This is a genomic window from Muricauda sp. MAR_2010_75 (assembly GCF_000745185.1).
Taxonomy (GTDB): domain Bacteria; phylum Bacteroidota; class Bacteroidia; order Flavobacteriales; family Flavobacteriaceae; genus Flagellimonas.
The window spans coordinates 2,281,721-2,305,490 of record NZ_JQNJ01000001.1; the positions used below are offsets into that span (position 1 = coordinate 2,281,721).

Here is a 23,770-nt window from a genome sequence, read left to right on the forward strand (position 1 = left end):
ATAGTTAGCAGTAATTGTAATATCTTTAATGCGGAATACCCCAAAAAAAGAACCGTGAAAAAAATACTTGTCGTACTACTGCTTATAGTTCCCATAATTGTATTGGGGCAACGAAAGCCCAGAATAAAAGGGAGTCGGATTGTGACCGAGGTCAATGAGGAGCTGCCCGCTTTCAATGCAATAATTCTAAACGACAATCTGGATATAGTTCTGAAAAAGTCCTTTGGGCCGGGCTATGAAATTGTGGCAGATGACAACCTTATTGATATCCTTAAGTTTGAAGTTCAAGATGGTACCTTGGTTATCAGCTCGTATTATGATGTCACCGCTAAAAAGCAGTTCGATATTACCGTGACCTATACTGACCTCAGGGCGATTACTCTAAAGGATGGCAGCATTGTTACCCAAGATGTTATTCAGAGTGATGAGCTCTTTGTGGATGGATTCAACAATACCCGGTTGGATATCAAGGCTAGTGCAGCGGTAATGGACATTAATTTGGAAAACACCAGTCACGGCGATTTTAATGTGGACGTGGATTCCCTGAACATCACCATTGGAAATAGGGCCGATGCCTACATTTATGCCGTAAACGAAACCAGTTTGGTAGATTTGGAGGAAAATGCTTCTCTTGCGCTGGAAGGAACTTCGAGTACCATTCAAGTACGTTTGGTGGGCAATTCAAAATACAAAGGGGAAACCATGGAAGCCGGAACGGTAAAGGCAACCCTGGAAGACGACCCAACGGCCCATATTTATGCCCATAGCGAGTTAGTGCTTAGCGCCAAAGATAGGTCCAGGGTTTATCTGCATGGCACACCCAAAATCACGATTTTGGAGTTTTTGGATACCGCTCAACTCATTAAAAAAGAGGAGTGACCTATTTTGCGATAGGAGCGGTCAAACAATGCTCCGGAATGCCAAAACCATCCACCAGAACCTCAATGTGGGGACGTAATTCCGTGGATAACCGTTCCACCCGTTGCCGAATGGCCTTGGATTTGGTTCCACTAATATAGCCTTGTTCCAAATACCATCGGGCATCCAAATGAATTTGATGCAACGCATAGAGCGCTCCCAGTTTTTCCAATAGACTTTTGTATTTGTCATCCTGAACGCTGGCACAAAAATCACTGAATATTTGATAGGCCAGTTCCACACTGTATGCCTTTCCCAAAGCCAGTAAATGGGTCTGTACCTTTAAAAAAGCTTGGTAGGAGGGCATCCCTTTTTTGATGTAACTACGAATGCGCATTGCTAAAGTGTATGTCAATCTACGGGTTCGGTAGTTAAAGGCGTGTTTGTGGAATTTTGGATTGTACAGGTGCTCTGCATCAACCTTATTGGAATAAAGTGGATTGATAGCTGTTAATTTGTCCGAAAGTTGCGTTTGCAATAATTTGAGTACCGATGCAAACCCAGCGCTGTTGAATTCCGCTTTAAAATCCGAAAGTACACCTTTGGCGGCCAATTGTAACAGCACGGTGTTGTCGCCTTCAAAAGTGGTAAAAATGTCTACATCGCCTTTTAGGTCAGCAATCCGGTTTTCCAATAAATACCCTTTTCCGCCGCACGCTTCCCGGCACTCTTGGATAGTTTCATTCGCAAACCAAGTGATTACCGATTTCAATCCGGCCACTTGGGTTTCAATTACCCGTTTGTCGGGTTTTGATTCGTCACTGTAGCGTTTCATCATTTCTTCCAAAGTAACATGGTAAACATAGGCACTCGCCACAGCCGGGGTCAATCGTAGTTGATGGGTGGGGTAGTCCATAATCAAATCCTCTTGCACCTTTACACTATCATTAAACTGTCTTCGGTTTAAGGCGTACTTTACTGCAATGGACAGAGCCATTTTGGCACCTCCTAAAGCCCCGCGCGCTACACAGATGCGTCCCCCAACCAATGTACCCAACATGGTAAAAAAGCGTTTGCTCGGATTTTTTATGGACGAATAATACGCGCCATTTGGTTTGATTTCGCCGTACTTATCCAAAAGATTTTCCCGTGGGACAGAAACATTGTTGAACCAAATTTTTCCATTGTCCACCCCGTTTAAACCGAGTTTGTAGCCGTTGTCCACAATGGTGATGCCTTCAAGTGGCTCATGCTTTTCATCTCGAAGGGGAACCAGAATGGCATGCACCCCTTCATTTTTTCCGTTGACAATCAATTGGGCAAAAACTGTCGCTATTTTGGAATGTAGCGCATTACCAATGTATTCCTTGTTGTCATTTTTACCAGGGGTATGGATGACAATGGAGTCGGTGGATGAATTATACGTAGCGGTAGTTTTGATGCCTCGTACATTGGACCCGTGTCCAGTTTCCGTCATGGCGAAACATCCCAATAGGTTGGTAGTTCCGGCATCGGATAAGTATTGGTCGTGGTGTCTTTTGGTGCCCAATTTTTGAATACTGCCTCCAAAAAGCCCAAATTGCACCCCAAATTTTACCGCAAGACTACCTTCTACGAACATCAAGTGCTCAAAAATAGCCGCGTACGCTGGCATATTTCCAGTTCCTCCATATTCAGGAGGGTAAGCCATGGCGCCATGGCCCTTTTTGCCTAAAACTTCAACCTGCTTCAAAACTTTGGCTCGGAATTCCTCTTTATTTCTTCGGATATCCCATTTGAAGATGGGCTGGTCCAAGAAGTTTCGGAATTCGTCGACCACCAATGAATGGGGACCTTTCAAAAGACTATCCAATATCTTTGCATCATACTGGTCCGAAGTTTTCTCATGCACCACGTCAACCTCAAACAGATGGTTGTAATGATTGGGTTGAATTCCCAAGTTGATTTCGATGTGTTTCAGATGGTCGTTAAAACCGAGATTTTCTGAATTCATTTGGGCCACCCGTTGACTGAGTGAGGTAAGGGGATAGGTATCACTTTCAATCAGTTTCACCCCTGAGCTTGCAATGGTGTGTTTCCAAGTTTTTAGCTCATCATCCGAAGGTGGATTTTCCCGGTTAAGCCAATATCGAAGTTGCTCTTTTTCACTGGGGTCCAGGGAATTGTCCTTTTCAATGGTGTTTTCAACAACGGAAATTTCTGAAGCGGACAACAAGTCATCGGACCAAATGACATAAAAAAAGGGGATGTATTGTAGTATTCCCAACGAATATTCAGTGGTAACCATAATTTGAGGGTTGAGGCAAAGCCTGTAATTTCAGAATAACTAAGGTAAGGCATAGATTTTTAAGAGATGTACACAAGTTCATTTTAAGGAAAATGGTTTCAGGCTCATGGGGTTTTCACCTATATTTGTTAAGCGATGAATGAACATTTAGACCCAACTGCCGAGAATTTTTCCCAAGAAGAGCTGGACATTGAAAGAGCGCTCAGGCCCATTACGTTTGATGATTTTACAGGTCAAGCACGGGTATTGGAAAACCTGAAAGTGTTTGTGGAGGCAGCCAATTTAAGGGGAGAAGCCTTGGACCATACCCTCTTTCACGGCCCTCCCGGATTGGGAAAGACCACCTTGGCCCATATTTTGGCCAATGAGTTGGGGGTAGGTATAAAAGTGACCTCAGGTCCGGTGTTGGATAAGCCAGGAGATTTGGCGGGACTGTTGACCAATTTGGAGGAACGGGATGTGCTGTTCATTGATGAAATCCATCGCCTGAGTCCCATAGTGGAAGAGTATCTCTACTCGGCCATGGAGGATTACAAAATTGATATTATGATTGAGACGGGCCCCAATGCCCGAACCGTGCAAATCAATCTAAGCCCATTTACGTTGATAGGCGCGACCACACGCTCTGGATTGCTCACCGCTCCCATGCGGGCACGATTTGGTATTCAAAGTCGATTGGAATACTACAATACCGAATTGCTTTCCACCATCGTGGAACGAAGTGCCGAAATTTTAAAAGTGCCCATCAGTCAGGACGCTGCCATAGAAATTGCCGGACGGAGTAGGGGAACCCCCCGAATCTGTAACGCATTGTTGCGAAGGGTACGGGATTTTGCCCAGATCAAGGGGAATGGAAACATCGATTTGGATATTTCCCAATTTAGCCTCAAAGCCTTGAATGTGGATGCACATGGTCTGGATGAAATGGACAACAAAATTCTTACGACTATCATTGATAAGTTCAAAGGTGGCCCGGTGGGGATCACCACCTTGGCCACGGCGGTTTCGGAAAGTGCGGAGACCATTGAGGAAGTTTATGAGCCTTTCCTGATTCAACAAGGGTTTATCATGCGCACCCCAAGAGGGCGTGAGGTGACTGAATTGGCCTATAAGCATTTGGGTAAGTTAAAAGATGGTGGTCAAAATCAATTGTTTTAAAATTTGAGCATTTTGTACAATTGGGAAAGCAAATTGTACAATTGTGAATTTCCGTGTTTTTCTTGTTTGTAACATTGCCGCGATTTATTCGCAAAAACAATGAAAAAACAAAGAAAACTTGCTAAAATTTTAGGCTTATTGGGCCTATTTATCCTTCTTGTTTCATGTCAACAGAAAAAGGAAAAGTCCCTTGAGGAAATAGTGGAAAATCAAATTCCTATCATGGATTTGGTTGAGCATGGGAAATATATGGTAGATGTTTTGGGCTGCGCTGATTGCCATACACCAAAAAAAATGACCGATAAAGGCCCGGTCTTCGATATGGAAAAATATTTAATGGGCTATGATGCTTCCCAAGATATGCCCCCTGTTCCTGAAAATGTTCCTATTGGACCGTGGGTTCTTTTTAAAGGAGATCTAACAGCTGCCGTGGGACCTTGGGGAACGTCTTACGCGGGAAACTTAACACCACATGGAACAGGAATTGGCAACTGGACATTGGAGCAATTTACCAAGGTATTGCGTGAGGCCAAGTTTAAAGGAATGGATAATACTCGACCAATAATGCCACCAATGCCTACAAACTATGCTAACCTTAAGGATGAGGATATTGAGGCGATTTTTGTCTATCTGAAGTCAATCAAACCTATTGAAAATGTGGTTCCGGGATACCAGCCGCCAACCTCATAGTTGTAGTTTTTCACATAATTAATCAATCAAAAAACAAACGGGGCCAACTGCTCCGTTTTGTATTTATGTACTAAGTTTTTAGAGAACATCATCAGTCAAGACCCACGTCTATTTTAAAAAATAGGTATTTTTGACGTGTGTCCAAGATAGCAAATACCCGACTGATAAAAACCGAAGCCAAGCGCCTCGGTTTTTTGTCTTGTGGTGTTTCTAAAGCAGAGTTTCTTGAGGAAGAAGCACCACGACTTGAAAAGTGGCTCAACCAGAATAGGCATGGGGAGATGCAGTACATGGAAAACCATTTTGACAAACGTTTGGACCCCACAAAGTTGGTGGAAGGTTCAAAATCGGTCATTTCCTTGTTGTTGAATTACTACCCTTCCGAAAAACAAAATCCAGATTCCTACAAGATTTCCAAATATGCCTACGGGATGGATTATCACTTTGTGATAAAGGATAAGCTTAAAAGTTTGTTGCAGTTTATCCAGGAAGAAATTGGGGAGGTGTACGGAAGGGCTTTTGTGGATTCAGCCCCGGTTTTGGACAAAGCTTGGGCCGCTCGAAGTGGACTCGGATGGATGGGAAAACACAGCAACCTTTTGACCCAACAAGTGGGCTCCTTTTACTTTATAGCCGAACTCATTGTGGATTTGGAACTGGAATATGACACCCCGGTCACGGACCACTGTGGTACGTGCACTGCTTGTATTGATGCCTGCCCTACCGAAGCCATTGTTGAGCCATATGTGGTGGATGGCAGCAAGTGCATTTCCTATTTCACCATTGAATTAAAGAATGAGATTCCTTCGGAATTCCACGGAAAGTTTGATGAATGGATGTTCGGTTGCGATGTATGCCAAGATGTATGCCCATGGAACCGATTTTCAAAACCCCATAACGAACCCCTGTTCAATCCAAGTCCAGAATTGTTATCGTTTACCAAAAAGGACTGGGAAGAAATCACAGAGGATGTATTCAAAAAAATATTTAAGGATTCAGCGGTAAAACGGACTAAACTCTCCGGTCTAAAACGCAATATTGATTTTATCAAAGAATAAGACGGCCATCCAAGAATTGTTTTACAGGCATAGCGAAAAAATGTTATCTTGAAGGCGGGTTCATTGAGGAATTCGTATTTATTCCATGCCCATATTGCAAACTAACTAAACTCACACAATAATGAAGATTACCAAACCAAGGTTGAGCTTTTGGCAAATCTGGAATATGAACGTTGGATTCTTCGGGATCCAATTCAGTTTTGGTCTACAACAAACCGCTGTTAGTCCTATTTTTTCCTTTTTAGGAGCCCATCATGACGAGTTGCCCCTTTTGAATTTGGCTGGTCCTGTAACCGGGTTACTGATTCAACCCATTATTGGGGCCATATCCGATAAAACGTGGTCTCCCAAATGGGGCGGACGACGTAAACCGTTCTTTTTAATTGGGGCCATTTTGGCCAGTTTATGTTTGTTCGCCTTCCCATTTAGCCCTGAATTGTGGTTTGCTGTGGGGCTTTTATGGATTTTGGATGCAGGTAACAATACGGCCATGGAACCCTACCGCGCCTTTGTGGGTGACAAACTTCCAGATAGTCAGTTGACTTTTGGTTACCAAATGCAGAGTCTTTTTGTGGGAGCTGGGATTACCTTGGCCAACCTATCGCTCTTTATGTTCCAACATTGGTTCAGTACCCCAGTTGAAGGGAGTGGTCTTTTTGATACTACCGCTGAGAGTGTATCATCCATTCCAACGTGGGTATACTACTCCTTCTTTTTGGGTGCTTTGGCCTCCATTGGAACCGTGATGTGGTCTGTTTGGAAAACTCCAGAAATTCCACCGATACCTGAAGAGCTAGAAGAAATCAAAAAACTGAATGAGAATACACCGGCACCCATTATCCAGATATTGAGTGTGCTTTTTGTTATTTTTTCTGTACCACTTGCCTTGGGCTATTTATTGGGTGGCGTATATCCGTCACTATGGGATAATATTAACCTATGGGTGATCATTGTTTTGGTATTTGCTTTTTTATGGTTGTATATGCTGTACCGCATTATCAAGAAAAATACAGAAAACCCTACCATCAAGAAATTGGGCGAGACCTTAAATCCATTACTTGAGGCTGCCGAAGCTATTGGGGTTATGCCTGGGTTTTTATGGAAATTGGCTGCAGTCTATCTGTTTCAATGGTACGCGTTGTTCGTCTACTGGCAATTTATGCCGCCCATGTTGCGTAGCAGTTTATTTGGTATCACCAATGAAGATAATGAACGTTTTGAATCCATAATGTCTTCCTTTAGGGAAGGAGCCCAGATCAGTGCTGAAGATATGTCCTTTGCAGAGCAGGTTCAATCCTTGGCAGAACAAGCACTGGGTCATGCAGGTTTAATGAACGGAACGTACAATTTTGTGACCATGTTGGTGGCTTTGGCCTTGGTGCCCATTGCTTCACGGATTGGTTCTAAATTGGTGTATGTACTCTGCTTGTTCCTTACAGGTGTGGCTATGTTGAGCATGCCTTTTATTACAGACAAATGGTTACTATTGGCTCCCATGGTGCTGTTTGGAATTGGCTGGGCCGCCATGATGGGGATACCCTACGCCATGGTTTCCAAAGTAATTCCAGAAGAACGGCGGGGTGTGTATATGGGTATTGTAAACATGATGATTGTGATTCCCATGCTGATTCAAACCGTAAGTTTTGGTCCCATCATCAAGAATTGGATGGGCAACAGTGCCATCAATGCAATTTTGTTTGGGGGTGTGTTTTTTATCATAGCGGGCGTATTGGCCATGCGTCTTAACCTCCCTAAAGACAAAAGAGATTCTGAACTGGATACAGAAATACCATAAAATGTAGAAAGGCAATTAGGGGTGGGCATTATTGTTTTGCATTTAACTTTTATATCAAAATTGGTGTCTATCGTATTACCTTAAAACCAATGAATGCCCTACCTTTACCCTTTCATTAACTACTATATGAGTAAGGAAAAACAAAGAAGGGAAGCGTTGCTTTATCACGCAAAACCGCAACCGGGAAAGATAAAGATAGTACCGACCAAACCGTATTCAACGCAAAGAGACTTGGCATTGGCCTACTCGCCGGGGGTGGCAGAGCCCTGTTTGGAGATAGAAAAAAATAAGGACGATGTCTACAAATACACCGCCAAGGGAAACATCGTGGCCGTGATTTCAAATGGAACCGCCGTTTTGGGGCTGGGAAATATTGGACCCGAAGCTTCAAAACCAGTTATGGAGGGGAAAAGTCTTTTATTCAAGATTTTTGCGGATATCGATGGAATTGATATTGAGCTGGACACAGAAGACGTGGACAAATTCATTGAAACGGTCAAGACCATTGCCCCAACTTTTGGAGGAATCAACCTAGAAGATATCAAAGCTCCGGAAGCCTTTGAGATTGAACGTCGACTTAAAGAGGAATTGGATATTCCCGTAATGCACGACGACCAGCACGGAACGGCCATTATTTCGGCGGCAGCTTTGCTGAATGCCTTGGAATTGACCAATCAAAAGATTGATGAAGTGAAAATAGTGGTCAGTGGAGCCGGAGCTGCGGCAGTTTCCTGTACAAAACTCTACAAGGCCTTTGGAGCGAAGGCAGAGAATATTGTAATGCTGGACAGTAAGGGGGTCATCCGGAGTGACCGTGAAAGCTTGAGTGAGGAGAAGAAAGAATTTGCCACCGATAGGAAGATAGATACCTTGGAAGAGGCCATGAAAGATGCTGATGTGTTCATCGGGCTTTCCATTGCCGATATTGTGACCCCAAAAATGCTCAAGTCCATGGCCGATGACCCGATAGTCTTTGCCATGGCCAACCCAAACCCAGAAATCGACTACAATTTGGCCTTGAAAACCCGAAAAGATGTCATTATGGCCACGGGGCGTTCCGACCATCCCAACCAAGTGAACAACGTGCTTGGTTTCCCCTTTATTTTTAGGGGAGCCTTGGATGTTAGGGCGACCAAGATCAACGAAGAAATGAAAATGGCCGCGGTTCGTGCTTTGGCCGACCTGACACGCGAATCCGTGCCGGAGCAGGTAAATATTGCCTATGACACTACCCGTTTGGCCTTTGGAAAGGAGTACATCATCCCAAAACCATTTGACCCACGTTTGATCACAAAAATCCCACCGGCAGTGGCAAAGGCTGCTATGGAAAGTGGTGTGGCCAAATTCCCCATTCAGGATTGGGATAAATACGAGGAAGAACTCTACCAAAGATCGGGCAACGATAATAAAGTGGTGCGGTTGATGCACAATCGGGCCAAGTTAAACCCAAAACGAGTTGTTTTTGCAGAAGCTGAGTTGTTGGATGTGTTGAAAGCAGCCCAAATTGTACATGATGAAGGTATCGCCATTCCTATACTTCTAGGTCATAAGGAAACCATTGAGAAATTAAAGAAAGACCTTGATTTTGATGCTGAGGTGCCAATTATTGATCCAAGATCGGATGAGGCCAGCGAAATGCGGACCAAATATGCCTTAAAGTTTTGGGAAACCAGAAAACGAAAAGGAGAGACCAAATATAGTGCCCGAGTTAGTATGGGCAAGCGAAACTATTTTGGGGCCATGATGCTCAAGGAAGGGGATGCCGATGGAATGATTTCCGGGTATTCAAGAGCTTATCCAAGGGTTTTAAAACCTGTTTTTGAAGTTTTGGGCCGAGCCAAAGGCGTGAAAAATGCATCCACGGTGAACATTATGATTACCGAAAGAGGACCTCTTTTCTTGGCAGATACCTCCATTAATATTGATCCAAATGCTGAAGAGCTGGCAGAAATAGCCCAAATGACCGCCAATGTAGCCAAGACCTTTGGCTTTAGTCCGGTCATGGCCATGTTGTCCTATGCCAATTTTGGATCGTCCGGTCACCCACATGCCCAAAAGGTTAGGGAAGCGGTAAAGATTCTTCATGAGAAAAATCCGGAATTGGTCGTTGATGGAGAGATTCAGACAGATTTTGCCTTGAGTCAAGAACTGTGCAATAACAATTTTCCGTTCTCAAAAATTTCTGGGAAGAAAGTAAATACCTTGATTTTCCCTAATTTGGAATCGGCCAACATAACCTATAAACTGCTCAAGGGATTGCATGAAGCGGATTCCATAGGTCCAATTATGGTAGGTTTGCCCAGAGCGGCCCACATTATTCAGTTGGGTGCCAGCGTTGATGAAATGGTGAATATGGCGGCAGTGGCCGTAATTGATGCCCAAGAACGGGAAAAAAGAAGAAAAGCCCGGATGGAATCCGAATCCTAGTTTCAAAATCAAAAGCAATCTGAAGTTCACGAAATGATCAACCATTTAAGAGGAAAATTGGTAGAAAAGAACCCCACCTATGTCATTGTGGAGTGCAATGGGGTGGGTTACTTTTTGCATATTTCACTGCATACATTTTCCTTGTTGGGGGATGAAGAGAATATTCACTTATACACCCATCTCCTGATCAAGGAAGATTCGCACACACTGTTCGGCTTTGTTGAAAAATCAGAACGGGAAATATTCAGGTTGCTGATTTCAGTTTCAGGAGTGGGATCCAGCATCGCAAGAACCATGTTGTCCTCACTTTCACCTACCGAAGTAAGGGATGCCATTGCCAATGGTGATGTACCTTCCATTCAGGCCATCAAGGGAATAGGAGCCAAGACGGCCCAGCGTGTAATCTTGGACCTAAAGGACAAGATTTTGAAAGTCTACGATATGGGAGAAGTTTCCCCTCAATCAAACAATACAAGTAAAGAAGAAGCGTTATCTGCTTTAGAGGTTCTTGGTTTCACCAGAAGACAATCTGAAAAGGTAGTTGACAAAGTGCTTTCCCAAGACCCTTCACTTAGCGTTGAGAACACTATAAAACTGGCGCTGAAAAATTTGTAACAAGTTTGAAAAGAGGGGCAAAACCAATACTTAAACCATCAAGTTTTAAGTGCATTTTCTTGTTTGCTTGTTTCGTGACCGTAACCACTATGAGGGGTCAGGACACCAATGAGCAAACGCAAGATTCTGTACAGACCGGCGTAGCGCTCGGACGCTTGATATTGGAGAACCCCGATAGCATCATTTCCAAATACACTTACGACCCCAATACCAACCAATACATTTACACAGAGAGCATAGGGGATTTTAATGTTAGCTACCCACTTATCCTTACACCGGAGCAATACTATGATTTGGTGGAGAAGGAACGGATGAAATCTTATTTCAAGGAAAAAATAGATGCCTTTACTGGTCGAAAGGAGGGCAGTGAAGAAGCTCGAAAAAATCTACTGCCCAACTTTTATGTGAACAGCAACTTTTTTGAATCCATTTTTGGTGGAAATACCATTGAAGTGATTCCCCAAGGTTCTGTAGCCATGGATTTGGGTGTTTTGTGGCAAAAAAATGACAATCCCGCGCTATCGCCCAGAAACCGAACAAACCTTTCTTTCGATTTTGACCAACGAATCAGTTTGAGTTTGTTGGGAAAAGTAGGCGAGCGACTCGAAGTTACGGCGAACTATGATACAGAAGCCACCTTTGATTTCCAAAATCTGGTCAAGTTGGAATATACCCCTACCGAGGACGATATTCTTCAAAAAATCGAGGTCGGTAACGTCAATATGCCCCTGAACAGTTCACTGATCACCGGGGCACAAAGCCTTTTTGGGGTAAAGACCCAGTTGCAATTTGGAAAAACCACAGTTACGGCCGTTTTTTCTGAGCAAAGATCACAAAACAATACCGTTGTGGCACAAGGTGGAGGAACTTTAAACGAGTTTGCGCTTACTGCATTGGACTATGACGAGGACAAACACTTCTTCTTGGCGCACTATTTTAGGGATAATTATGATCGTGCCCTGCAAAACTATCCCTTCATACAAAGCCAGATACAGATTACCCGATTGGAGGTATGGGTCACTAACCGTAACCAGCAGACCTTGAACGTAAGGAACGTGGTAGCTCTTCAGGATTTGGGAGAAGCATTGTCAGATAAAACCCGAATAGGAATCAATAATGGCGATCCAGCAGGATTTTTTAACCCTGCCGCAGTGGCTACAGAACTTCCACAGAATGCGGCCAATGATTATGACCCCAACCAGATTGGTTCTGGAGCACTGACCCAATCCATCCGGGATATTGCTACGGTGGAAGCTGGTTTCAATATTCCAGGGTATTCCGTAAACCAAGGCTTTGATTATGCCATTTTGGAAAATGCACGAAAGTTGGAGCAGGGACGTGATTACCAATTCGATTCGCAATTGGGATATATTTCCCTGAATCAAAGATTGAGCAATGATGAGGTGTTGGGGGTTGCTTTCCAGTATACCTACAACGGAGAAGTCTATCAAGTTGGGGAATTTGCCAACGGCGGTGTGGATGCCACTACGGTTTCCGGAGGTGTAAATCCCATCATTGAGAACAATACCCTTATTCTAAAATTGTTGAAGAGTAACATCACCAATGTGGAGGATCCTATTTGGGACTTGATGATGAAAAATATTTACTCCACTGGAGCATTTCAATTAAGCGAGGAGGATTTTAAGCTGAACATTCTCTATTCTGACCCCACACCAAGAAACTATATCACTCCTGTAGACCCCAATGCAGGATGGCCTTCTGGTTTGGAGGATAGGATTTTGATTAATGTGTTCAACTTAGACCGACTTAATGTTTACAATGATGTGCAGCCCGGCGGGGATGGCTTCTTTGATTATGTGCCCGGCATTACCGTAGACCCCCAATCGGGGCGGATTATTTTCACCAAGGTGGAGCCTTTTGGTAAATACTTGTTTGAGCAATTGGGTGGCGGAACCTATGATGTGGAAAATGATCAGGGCTATAATGTAAACCAACAGCGTTATGTGTTTCGGAACATGTATGCCAAAACCAAGGCCGCTTCTTTGCAGGATGCTGAAAAGAACCGTTTCCAAATTAAAGGTCGATACAAATCCCAAGGGAATAATGGTATTCCCATCGGTGCTTTTAACGTGCCAAGAGGTTCGGTTAGGGTAACGGCTGGGGGGCGCCAACTTCAGGAAGGAATTGATTATACCGTTAATTATCAGGCCGGAACCGTTCAAATTTTGGATCCCAGTTTACAAGCCTCCAATACGCCCATCAATATTTCGGTGGAAAACAATGCTGTTTTTGGACAACAGACCCGAAGGTTTACAGGAGTCAATGTGGAACATAAATTCAATGAGAATTTTGTCTTGGGAGGAACCCTTCTCAATTTGAACGAGCGACCCCTTACGCAAAAATCCAACTACGGGATAGAGCCAGTGAACAATACCATTTTTGGTCTAAATGGAAACTTTAGTACCGAGATTCCATTCTTGACCCGGTTGGCCAATAAGTTGCCCAACATTGATACCGATGTGCCATCCAACTTATCCCTAAGGGGTGAAGTGGCGTTTTTGAAGCCCAACTCTCCGAAAAATGCAGATTTTCAGGGAGAAACCACCACGTATTTGGATGATTTTGAAGGGGCACAAGCGTTGATAGATATTCGTTCGTCATTGGGTTGGACCTTGGCAAGTCCACCAGTGGAATTCTTACAGGACAGAACCGATATTGATGTGGGCTACGAACGGGCAAAAATGGCCTGGTATACCATCGACCCTATTTTTTATACCAATCAAAGACCCTCAGGTTTGTCAGATAACGATATTTCATTGAACACCACTCGTAGGGTGTTCATTGATGAGGTCTTTACAGAGACAGATATTGCACAAGGGCAGACCCAGGTACAGAGCACCTTGGATATTGTGTATTATCCCAACCAAAAGGGACCTTATAATGCCAATCCCAGTTTTGATTCGGAAACTCCAGATGCCAAATGGGCTGGAATTATGCGTCCGCTCAGCAGTACCAATTTTGAACAGTCCAATGTGGAATTTGTGCAATTTTGGGTACTTGATCCTTATGTGGATGGCCAGACCACCAATGCCAATGCAGGGGAGTTGGTGTTGAATCTGGGGAACATTTCTGAAGATATTCTACGGGATGGCCGTAAGCAGTACGAAAACGGATTGCCCGCAAGTACCAATACTGAAGTGCCAAGACAAACCATTTGGGGACAGGTGCCTTCCACCCAATCTTTGGTCTATGCCTTTGATGCTGATGAGGCCAATAGAACCTTGCAAGATGTAGGCTTGGATGGTTTGGATGACGCAGCGGAACAATCTATTTATAACGGTCCGGCGGAAGACCCTGCCTTGGATAACTATCAATATTATTTGAATAGGGATGGCGGCATTTTACAGCGCTATTCAGATTTTAACAATACGGATGGAAACTCACCCGTAGCCGTTACCAATACCAATCGAGGTTCTACCACCTTGCCGGACGTTGAGGATATTGATCGGGATTTGACCATGAACACGGTGAACAGCTATTATGAGTATCGCATTCAAATTAAGCCCAATACCACCATTGATGATGAGTATGTGACGGATATTCGCGAAGGGCTTACACCAACATTGCCCAACGGGACCCAACTCAGCCGAAGGTGGATTCAGTATAAAATTCCGTTGAGTGATTTTACCGATGCCGTGGGTGGGATAACCGATTTTAGGTCCATTAGTTTTATGCGGATGTACCTGACCGGATTCTCGGATGATGTGGTCTTACGTTTTGCCACTTTGGATTTGGTTCGTGGCGATTGGCGTACCTATGCCAGATCACTGCAGCCCGAGGTGGACAATGATCCTTCGGATGACGGTACCGTTACGGACGTGAACACCGTTAACATTGAGGAAAATTTTGGACGACAGCCGATTCCGTATGTATTGCCTCCGGGAGTGGTTCGGGAGCAGTTGAACAACAACAATACCATTATCCGTCAAAATGAGCAGTCCTTGTCCTTTGTGGTTGAGAATTTGGAATCTGAGGATTCCCGTGGGGTCTTCAAAAATGTGAATATTGATGTGCGGCAGTACGAGCGGATAAAAATGTTCATGCATGCTGAAAAAATTATGAGCGGTGATTATTCCGATGATGACACGCCCTTGGTCGGGTTTCTTCGGATAGGAACTGATTTTTCGGAAAATTTCTATCAAATAGAACTACCGCTTCAATTTACGCCCTTCAATGTGACCTCAGCAGACCAGATTTGGCCGGATGTCAACCAAATCGATATCGCTTTGGACGACCTGAACAAGGTAAAATCGCGAGGAATAGCGGAGCAGACCCTGAACCAAATCAACTATTATGAAGTAGTGGATGGCGAGGTGATTCCCGTGGATGAATTTGCACCGAGGACTTTGGGAAGAATCCGAATTGGAATACGGGGTAACCCATCCTTGGGAAGTATCCGTGGGATGATGGTAGGGGTAAAAAACATTGATGATTTACCAGCTAGGGGAGAAGTGTGGTTCAACGAACTCCGTTTGGCCGGATTGGACAATAATGGGGGGTGGGCCGCGATTGCAGCATTGGATGCCAACATGGCCGACTTTGCCAACGTATCGGCCACAGGAAGCAAAAGTACTTCCGGGTTTGGGTCCATAGACCAGATGCCCAATGAACGATCTAGGGAAGATGCCATTTCCTATGATGTGGTCACCAATGTGAATGTGGGACAGTTGTTTCCCAAAAAATGGAACCTTCAGTTGCCGTTCAATTACGGAATTTCCGAAACTTTGATCACACCCGAATTTGATCCAGTTTACGACGACCTTAAATTGGAAGACCGTATTGCTGTGGCTCCAGAAACTTCTACGGATGGCACGCCAACTAAAGATGATATAAGGGAACAAGCTGAGGATTACACCAAACGTACCAGTATCAACCTGATCGGAGTACGAAAAAATAGAGGTGAGGAAGCTGAAGCCAACTTCTTTGATGTTGAAAACTTTACCTTCAACTATTCCTATAACGAGACCAATCACAGGGATTTTGAGATAGCCGACCTTCGCGATCAAAATGTGAACACAGGATTTGTGTACAATCACAATTTTAAGCCGGCTCCGGTAGCGCCTTTTGCCAAGAAAGATTCCCTTTTCATGAGCAAGTATTGGAAATGGCTGAAGGATTTGAACTTTAATGTGCTGCCCACCAGCTTGTCCCTAAATGCAAACTATATCCGTTCTTTTAACCAACAGCGTTTTAGGGATGTATTGGAACCTGGAGTGGAAGCTTTGGAATTGCCGTTGCTGCAACAACGTAACTACCTGTTCAATTGGCAATACACCTTGAATTATAGCCTGAGTAAGTCCTTGCGGTTGAATTTGACGGCCTCCAACAACAACATCGTCCGTAATTATTTCAATATGGATGATGACCCAGATTCGGGTATTGACGAAACATTGGATCTATGGGATGGGTTCTTTGACATTGGCGAGCCCAACAGACATGCCCAACAAATGCAGTTGAACTACGAACTGCCGTTTAGCAAGTTTCCGTTCCTGGATTTCATCAATGCCCAATATACCTATACCAGCAATTTTGACTGGCAGCGTGGTGGGGATGCATTAAATGAAGTGGTGCAAGCAGAGAACCCTGGCGAACAAATAAATACCGTGCAAAATGCCAGCACCCACAATCTAACAGCCAACTTGAGCATGCAGCGCTTCTATGACTTTTTGGGGTTGAAGAAGCGGGATGGTAAGGTTACGACAACCCAAGCTGCAATCCGAAGGGATAAGGCAGGCAACCCCGCCGAGGATACAGATGGAAACGCACCCAAAAAAACCAGTAAAGGCTTTAATACCTTGGTGGATATTTTGACCATGGTAAAACGGGTGAACGTAAATTATAGCGAAAATCGTGGTAAAGTGCTCCCGGGATATACCCAATCCATTGGATTTATTGGGACAACCCGTCCATCTTTGGGCTTTGTTTTTGGAAGTCAGGCCGATGTGCGATACGAAGCCGCCCGAAAGGGATGGTTGACCACTTTTTCTGAGTTCAATTCACAATACATGCAGAATTCCACCAAACAATTGAACATTACGGCTACGGCGCAGCCTACACAAGACATTACCATCGACTTAACGGCAGATCGCCAATTGACCAGCAGCTATCAAGAAAACTTTAGAGTAGAAGATATAGGCAGCGGCGAATTGGAATACCAGACCTTGTTGGGGAATACCTTTGGTAATTTCAGTATTTCTACGTTAATGATCGGAACCGTATTCAAAAAAAGTGATGAGTTTGATTCTGAAACTTTCGAAACCTTTAAGCAGAACAGGATTACCGTTGCCAACAGGTTGGTTTCCGATAGGGGTGAAAATCCGGGCACTTTGGATGAAGATGGCTTTCCGGAACGCTATGGAAAGACCCAGCAAGAGGTCTTACTGCCAGCCTTCTTTGCTGCGTATACGGGTCAAGATGTAAATCGGGTGAACTTGGATGCTTTTCGGCAAATCCCCATTCCCAATTGGAACATTAAATACACGGGATTGATGAAAAACAAATGGTTCCGAAAAAAATTCAAGCGTTTTTCATTGAGTCATGGGTATCGAGCGGCGTATAGCATCAATTCATTCCAGACGAATTTGGAAAAACGGAATACCACTACAGACCCCGAAACGGGAGATGTGTTACCGGATAATATCATAAATAATGTGGTGTTGACGGACCAGTTCAACCCATTGATGCGGGTGGATTTTGAAATGGCCAACTCTTTCAGTTTCTTGGCCGAGGTTCGTACCGACAGAACCCTATCCCTCAGTTTTGACAACAATCTGCTCACGGAAATCAACGGTAAGGAATACACACTCGGATTGGGATACCGCTTCAAGGATGTGAAGTTTGTGACCAATATTGGCGGCGAAAAGACCCGTTTAAAAGGAGACCTAAACTTAAAGGCCGATTTATCACTACGGGATAACATCACCATTATCCGAAATTTGGATATTGATAACAACCAGATTACATCGGGTCAAAAATTAATGTCAGTTAAGTTCACTGCGGATTATGCCTTGAGCAAAAGCCTGAACGCGCTTTTCTTCTACGATCATTCCTTCTCCAAATTTGCGGTCTCAACAGCATTTCCCCAAACCACGATCAACACAGGGTTCACGATACGATACAACTTCGGGAACTAGAGGAAAAGGGCTTTAATTTTTCCATGATATAATTGAAAAGTTTGTTTGAATACCAAACTGCAATCCGTTACATTTGTCCATCGACTAATTTCAAACTTTGACAAATGAACATACCAGCTGAACTAAAGTACACCAAGGACCATGAATGGGTCAAGATAGACGGCGATATTGCAACCGTAGGAATTACAGATTTTGCCCAAGGTGAATTGGGCGATATTGTTTATGTAGAGGTGGAAACCTTGGATGAAACCTTGGACAAAGAAGAGGTTTTTGGAACCGTGGAGGCCGTTAAGACCGTTTCCGATCTTTTTTTACCCCTAAGCGGAGAAATTATTGAGTTCAATGAGTCTTTGGAAGACGAGCCGGAAAAGGTAAATACCGATCCTTATGGTGAAGGGTGGATGATCAAAATTAAAATGAGCGACGCTTCTGAGGTGGATGATTTAATGAGTGATGCAGATTACAAAGCATTGATCGGTGCTTAAAAAAAATAGATATACCTTATTATTTATAAGCTGGGTGATGTTCATAACAATGCTCAGCTTATTTTCTTTTTCTGAGGTTGATTTGGATACCGGAAATTTGAATATTCCTTATGCCGATAAAATGACCCATTTTATATTTTATTTGGTTTTTTCGTTTCTGGGAGCTTTTTTTGTAAGGGAGCGTACCAAGGGCAATTTGGAACTAAGTAAAGCAACTATTTATGTTCTGCTTGTGGCTGTTGGGTATGGCATACTTATTGAGGCTTTACAGTATACGCTTACCGTTGATCGAATGGCAGAATTGGGCGATGTTTTCGCCAATGTAATGGGAGCATTTGTAGGAATTGGCCTTATTAGATGGCTTTTTTCCAAAGAAAGGCCGTTAAAATGGAAATTTTAATTGCTTATTTAACGAATTAATAATTAAATTAGCGAACACTAAATTCAAAAAGATGGAACCAAAGAAGAATCCAAAAGCTGATGTAGGAAGAAACAGTTCGCTCTATTTTGTTGTAGGGCTGGCTGCTGTTTTGGCATTGGTGTATGGAGCCATGGAATGGAAAAAATATGAAAAGGCAAACGATTATGACATTGCCTTGAACGTTGAGGACCAATTGGACGAAGAAGTGCCAATGACCGAGCAAATAAAAACTCCACCGCCACCACCGCCACCCGCAGCTCCTGAGGTAATTGAAGTTGTTGAAGATGAGGAAGAGGTGGAAGAAACCGTAATCGAATCCACGGAAACCAGTCAGGAAGAAGAGGTTGTTGAAATTGAAGAAGTGGTAGTAGAAGAGGTTGAAGAAGATATTTCAGTTCCATTTGCTGTTATTGAGGATGTACCTGTTTTTCCTGGTTGCGAAGGGGCCAGCGATAAAAAAGCATGTTTTCAGGAAATGATGCAGAAGCACATCCGTAAAAACTTCCGGTATCCTGAAATTGCCCAAGAAATGGGCGTTCAAGGTAGGGTGAATGTAATTTTCGTTATCCAAAAAGATGGAAGCATCGGGAACATTAGAATGCGTGGACCGGATAAAAATTTGGAAGCTGAGGCATTGCGAATTATTGAGAGATTGCCTAAAATGACTCCAGGAAAACAAAGAGGTAGAGCAGTTAAGGTACCTTTTAGTATTCCAATTACATTTAAGCTTCAGTAGAAAGAGATCATAATTCCTGTCGAGGCGGGAATGGAAAAAGCCCTGATGGAAACGTCAGGGCTTTTTTTATTGTACTATTTTGATCCTGTTAAGCTCTTGTATACAGTTTCCCGCATACGCTCAGGATTAATGTGCCCATTTCCATAAACCGAATCATATTTGGAAGTAAGGTTGCCATTATTCTTTACCTCTTCCAAGGATTTTCCTGCTGTAATCTCCTTTTGAATGATGTCTTTAATATCTTCAAGCACTTGAACATAAGTCTCCAATTCAGCTTTGCTGGAAGGTCTTCCATGACCGGGGATTATTTTGGTTTCGGCATCAATTACAAGCAAAGCCTTTTTGTGTGCGGCAATGTAGCCATCAATACTTCCACCACTTCCCAAATCTATATAGGGATAACGTCCTGCAAAATACGTGTCGCCCATGTGCAACACATTTTCGTTCACAAAATAAATCATGGCATCTCCATCCGTATGGGCATTGTGCACATGAAAGGCCATAACAGTTTCATCCCCATCGTGAAAAGTAAGGCCCTCGGAAAAAGTGATTTCAGGTAATGTATTTTCATATTCTTGTGCGGTGATTTCATTGGCCTTCAATTTCTCTTCACCACCGATCTTAAGCCGTTTTCGAACGTTATTTTGTGCCACCAAAACAGTTTCGTCGGTGTTAAAATTCACATTTCCACCGGTATGATCCCCATGCATGTGGGTGTTCAGTAAATAGGAGATGGGTTTGTCGGTTAGTGTGGCAATGGCAGCTTTTATTTTTTCACTCAGTGGCGCAAATTGGTCATCGACCATAAAAACTTGCTCAGGACCGAGGTAAATTCCAATATTTCCACCATTTCCCGTTAACATAAAGGTTTTTTGGGAGAGCGTGTCAATGGTTATAATGACTTCTTCATCCTGGGCATGAAGAGCCAGCAGAGGGAAAAACAGCAAAAAACTTAAGAAGTAGCGCATAATTTTTATCTATTTCGGTTGAATTAATTAAGGTATGGATATTTCAAAAATAACACAAAGACGATCAATAGGTTGGAAAAGAAATTAGATGACGTTATCTTTGCCAGCCAATTATGTTTGTGGATGAAATCTGCCGTAGGTTCCGTTAAAAATACTTCCCTTTCCTTGATTTTTTCCGATTTCAAGGAGATTACCAAGGCCAAGTTGGCAGTCAGTGTTGTCTTTTCATCCATCGCTGGATATTTTCTGGGTGCCTATCAAATTAATGCCGTATCCTTATTATTGCTCACGTTTGGTGGATATTGCATGGTTGGAGCCTCCAATGCCTTTAATCAAATTATTGAAAAAGATCTGGACGCCTTGATGAACCGCACCAAAAATCGTCCCATACCTTCAGGGCGAATGTCGGTAAGAACCGCATTGACCATCGCCATACTATTGACCGTTCTGGGTGTGGTGTCCTTATTTGCCCTGAGTCCAAAGACAGCCATGTTTGGGGCAATCTCCATATTTCTATATACTAGTGTATATACCCCGTTAAAGACGAAAACCCCACTGGCCGTTTTTGTGGGTGCTTTTCCAGGGGCCATTCCTTTTATGTTGGGTTGGGTGGCGGCCACGGACGATTTTGGGATTGAGCCCGGAACCCTTTTTATGATTCAGTTTTTTTGGCAGTTTCCCCATTTTTGGGCGTTGGGCTGGATGTTGGACGAAGATTACAAGCGAGCCGGCTTTAAAATGCTGCCTACCGGAAAAAAAGATAAAGGCACCATCATGCAGATCATACTCTATACCGTTTGGATGATTGTCATTTCCGTTATGCCTGCATTTGGCATTACTGGAAGACTGAATTTGTCCGTTGTAGCGGCGATATTGGTATTGCTGGCAGGGTTGACAATGCTGTTTTTTGCGTTCAGACTATATGAGAAACGGGACAATGTTACAGCAAGGCGGTTGATGTTGGCCAGTGTTACCTATATATCATTGATTCAAATAATATACGTAGTAGATAAGTTTATTTCATAAAAATGGATTTAACCCAAGGAACAGCAGAGGAAAAGAACAAGAGGGCAAAGAAAATGATGCTGTGGTTTGGCATTGTTAGCCTTATTATGGGGTTTGCTGGCTGGACCAGTGCCTACATTGTCAGTAGCAAACGGGATGATTGGATCAGTGATTTGGAATTGCCCCAAGCTTTTTTCATTAGTACTGCAATCATAATTTTGAGCAGCATCACTTATTTTGTGGCCAAAAAATTTGTTGGAAGAAATGACCAAAAAATGGGAACTATCTTTTTGTTGGTCACTTTGGTGTTGGGCATATCTTTTATTGTGCTCCAGTTTCTTGGCTTTTCACAAATGCTGGAAAACGGATACTATTTTACGGGACCTACCAGTAGCATTAAAATGTCCTATGTTTTTTTGATTGCTGCAGTGCACATTGCCCACGTGGCAGCTGGATTGATATCACTTTTGGTGGTGTTGGTGCAGCAATTACGGGGAAAATATATGCCGGGCGATATGCTGGGGATGGAACTGGGGGCTACCTTTTGGCATTTTTTGGATTTTCTATGGGTGTATTTAATACTATTTATGTATTTCGTGAAATAAATCTTTGTTCAATCAGTTTTCGTTCAAGTTTATCTTTTTGAATACGTCAAAAGGTGTAAATTTGTGAAAGTTTTACTAAAACGACCTTTTTATATGGATACAACGGTGACTACCGGTACAGAAGACAGCGTTTGGGGAGGCGGAAATAGACCACTCGGCGCTAGCTATGGAAAATTGATGATGTGGTTTTTTATAGTCTCGGATGCCTTGACCTTCTCTGGGTTTTTGGTGTCTTATGGCTTCTCCAGGTTCAAGTTTATAGAAACTTGGCCCATTGCCGATGAGGTGTTTACCCACGTACCCTTTTTCCATGGAAACTACCCCATGTACTATGTGGCCTTCATGACCTTTATTCTGATTATGTCATCCGTGACCATGGTATTGGCTGTGGATGCCGGACATAAAATGAAACAGAACAGTGTTATCCTATATATGTTCCTTACCATCATTGGTGGTGCCATTTTCGTTGGCTCACAGGCATGGGAATGGGCAACCTTTATCAAAGGTGATTATGGAGCGGTAGAGACCAAAGGAGGTCGCATCCTGCAATTTGTCAATGCTGAGACTGGTGAAAGAGCTGCTTTGGCCGATTTTGCTACAGCCTTGCCCGAAGAAAGGGTAAAACATTTGAAAAGCGAAGGAATTTGGTTCGAACAAGAAGGCTACAAAACTTCCTTTTCCTTGAATGAAGTTGTGGAAGGCTTTAAAGCCACACCAAATATTCTTATCCGTACCGAGACCATCGATGAAGAAGGTGAAAAAACGGTGTTGAACCGACAAGAATCCTTGACCAAACTTTTGGATGCCACACAAGTGGTGGAAGGCGCAAACCTTATCCATAACGAATACGGTAGTCGACTTTTTGCCGATTTCTTCTTCTTTATTACAGGATTCCACGGGTTTCACGTATTCTCTGGAGTGGTGATCAACATCATCATCTTTTTTAACGTCATTCTGGGCACCTATGAGCGCAGGGGGCATTATGAAATGGTGGAGAAAGTAGGTCTGTACTGGCACTTTGTGGATTTGGTATGGGTATTCGTATTTACATTCTTTTATTTGGTATAAAACATTGATTAGATAGATGGCACACGATCATAAACTTGAGATTTTTAGAGGACTGGTAAAATTTAAGTCAAATGTCCAAAAAATTTGGGGCGTTTTGATTTTCTTAACCATTGTAACCGCAGTAGAAGTTGCGCTGGGTATAACAAAACCACGAGTTTTGACCCACAACTACTTCATTGGGATGAAACTCCTAAACTGGATTTTTATCGCACTCACTTTAGTAAAAGCTTACTACATTACATGGGATTTCATGCACATGCGCGATGAAAAGAGCTCATTGAGAAGAGCAGTGGTGTGGACCCCAATTTTCTTGATATGTTACTTAATATTCATCCTTCTTTTTGAAGCCGATTACATTTACAATGTCTTTAAGGATGGTTATCTGTCTTGGAATTTCTAAAATAAGTATTTACAGCACTAAAAGACGGTTTTCCAACCGT

At 43.2% G+C, this 23,770-nt stretch carries 17 protein-coding genes; 15 read left to right on the top strand and 2 right to left on the bottom strand.

Annotated elements, in window-relative coordinates; translation table 11 throughout:
• Nucleotides 1-54 precede the first annotated feature (54 nt).
• A complete protein-coding gene (locus FG28_RS10140; RefSeq protein WP_051947268.1) occupies nt 55-879 on the top strand; it encodes a GIN domain-containing protein in 825 nt (274 codons plus the stop codon).
• Nucleotide 880: 1 nt separating this feature from the next.
• Here FG28_RS10140 and FG28_RS10145 read toward each other — a convergent pair whose 3' ends face one another.
• Nucleotides 881-3,145 (bottom strand): acyl-CoA dehydrogenase, encoded by a 2,265-nt coding sequence (locus FG28_RS10145; RefSeq protein ID WP_036382477.1) that lies wholly within the window; start codon nt 3,143-3,145, stop codon nt 881-883.
• A gap of 135 nt (nt 3,146-3,280) precedes the next feature.
• Here FG28_RS10145 and ruvB point away from each other — a divergent pair, with 135 nt between their 5' ends.
• The 10 genes from ruvB (at nt 3,281) to FG28_RS10200 (ending at nt 19,684) form a co-directional block, all read left to right on the top strand.
• Nucleotides 3,281-4,303 (top strand): Holliday junction branch migration DNA helicase RuvB, encoded by a 1,023-nt coding sequence (gene ruvB / locus FG28_RS10150; RefSeq protein WP_036382478.1) that lies wholly within the window; start codon nt 3,281-3,283, stop codon nt 4,301-4,303.
• 99 nt (nt 4,304-4,402) lie between these two features.
• On the top strand, nt 4,403-4,993 hold the full coding sequence (locus FG28_RS10155; protein WP_036382480.1) for a c-type cytochrome: 591 nt from the start codon (nt 4,403-4,405) through the stop codon (nt 4,991-4,993).
• Between the two features lie 137 nt (nt 4,994-5,130).
• Nucleotides 5,131-6,051 carry a tRNA epoxyqueuosine(34) reductase QueG gene (gene queG, locus FG28_RS10160; RefSeq protein WP_036382482.1) on the top strand — a complete coding sequence of 307 codons (921 nt, stop codon included), beginning with the start codon at nt 5,131-5,133 and terminating at the stop codon, nt 6,049-6,051.
• A 121-nt stretch (nt 6,052-6,172) separates the two neighbouring features.
• Nucleotides 6,173-7,846 (top strand): MFS transporter, encoded by a 1,674-nt coding sequence (locus FG28_RS20965; RefSeq protein WP_081894324.1) that lies wholly within the window; start codon nt 6,173-6,175, stop codon nt 7,844-7,846.
• Nucleotides 7,847-7,972: 126 nt separating this feature from the next.
• On the top strand, nt 7,973-10,273 hold the full coding sequence (locus tag FG28_RS10175; protein WP_036386463.1) for an NADP-dependent malic enzyme: 2,301 nt from the start codon (nt 7,973-7,975) through the stop codon (nt 10,271-10,273).
• A gap of 33 nt (nt 10,274-10,306) precedes the next feature.
• Nucleotides 10,307-10,888, top strand: a complete 582-nt coding sequence (ruvA, locus tag FG28_RS10180) for a Holliday junction branch migration protein RuvA (RefSeq protein WP_036382483.1) — start codon at nt 10,307-10,309, stop codon at nt 10,886-10,888.
• Nucleotides 10,889-10,893: 5 nt separating this feature from the next.
• Nucleotides 10,894-18,042: a cell surface protein SprA gene (gene sprA, locus FG28_RS10185; protein WP_036382485.1), complete on the top strand. Its 7,149-nt coding sequence runs from the start codon at nt 10,894-10,896 to the stop codon at nt 18,040-18,042.
• 104 nt (nt 18,043-18,146) lie between these two features.
• The gene (gcvH, locus tag FG28_RS10190; RefSeq protein WP_036382488.1) at nt 18,147-18,527 is read left to right on the top strand and encodes a glycine cleavage system protein GcvH; all 381 of its coding nucleotides are present in this window, start codon (nt 18,147-18,149) and stop codon (nt 18,525-18,527) included.
• A gap of 49 nt (nt 18,528-18,576) precedes the next feature.
• Nucleotides 18,577-18,927 (top strand): VanZ family protein, encoded by a 351-nt coding sequence (locus FG28_RS10195; protein WP_051947269.1) that lies wholly within the window; start codon nt 18,577-18,579, stop codon nt 18,925-18,927.
• 52 nt (nt 18,928-18,979) lie between these two features.
• Nucleotides 18,980-19,684, top strand: coding sequence for an energy transducer TonB (locus tag FG28_RS10200; RefSeq protein ID WP_036382489.1), 705 nt, complete (start codon nt 18,980-18,982; stop codon nt 19,682-19,684).
• A gap of 74 nt (nt 19,685-19,758) precedes the next feature.
• Here the strand turns inward: FG28_RS10200 and FG28_RS10205 are convergent, their stop codons facing one another.
• Nucleotides 19,759-20,652, bottom strand: coding sequence for an MBL fold metallo-hydrolase (locus FG28_RS10205; RefSeq protein ID WP_036382491.1), 894 nt, complete (start codon nt 20,650-20,652; stop codon nt 19,759-19,761).
• A gap of 123 nt (nt 20,653-20,775) precedes the next feature.
• On the opposite strand from FG28_RS10205, the gene cyoE reads away from it, so the two are divergent.
• From cyoE to FG28_RS10225, 4 genes are all read left to right on the top strand, one after another.
• On the top strand, nt 20,776-21,678 hold the full coding sequence (gene cyoE / locus FG28_RS10210) for a heme o synthase (RefSeq protein WP_036382493.1): 903 nt from the start codon (nt 20,776-20,778) through the stop codon (nt 21,676-21,678).
• Between the two features lie 2 nt (nt 21,679-21,680).
• Entirely contained in the window at nt 21,681-22,262 is a 582-nt protein-coding gene (locus tag FG28_RS10215; RefSeq protein ID WP_036382495.1) for a cytochrome c oxidase subunit 3, read from the top strand.
• Between the two features lie 93 nt (nt 22,263-22,355).
• Nucleotides 22,356-23,330 carry a cytochrome c oxidase subunit 3 gene (locus FG28_RS10220; RefSeq protein ID WP_036382498.1) on the top strand — a complete coding sequence of 325 codons (975 nt, stop codon included), beginning with the start codon at nt 22,356-22,358 and terminating at the stop codon, nt 23,328-23,330.
• A gap of 16 nt (nt 23,331-23,346) precedes the next feature.
• Nucleotides 23,347-23,730 (top strand): cytochrome C oxidase subunit IV family protein, encoded by a 384-nt coding sequence (locus FG28_RS10225; protein WP_036382500.1) that lies wholly within the window; start codon nt 23,347-23,349, stop codon nt 23,728-23,730.
• Nucleotides 23,731-23,770 lie beyond the last annotated feature (40 nt).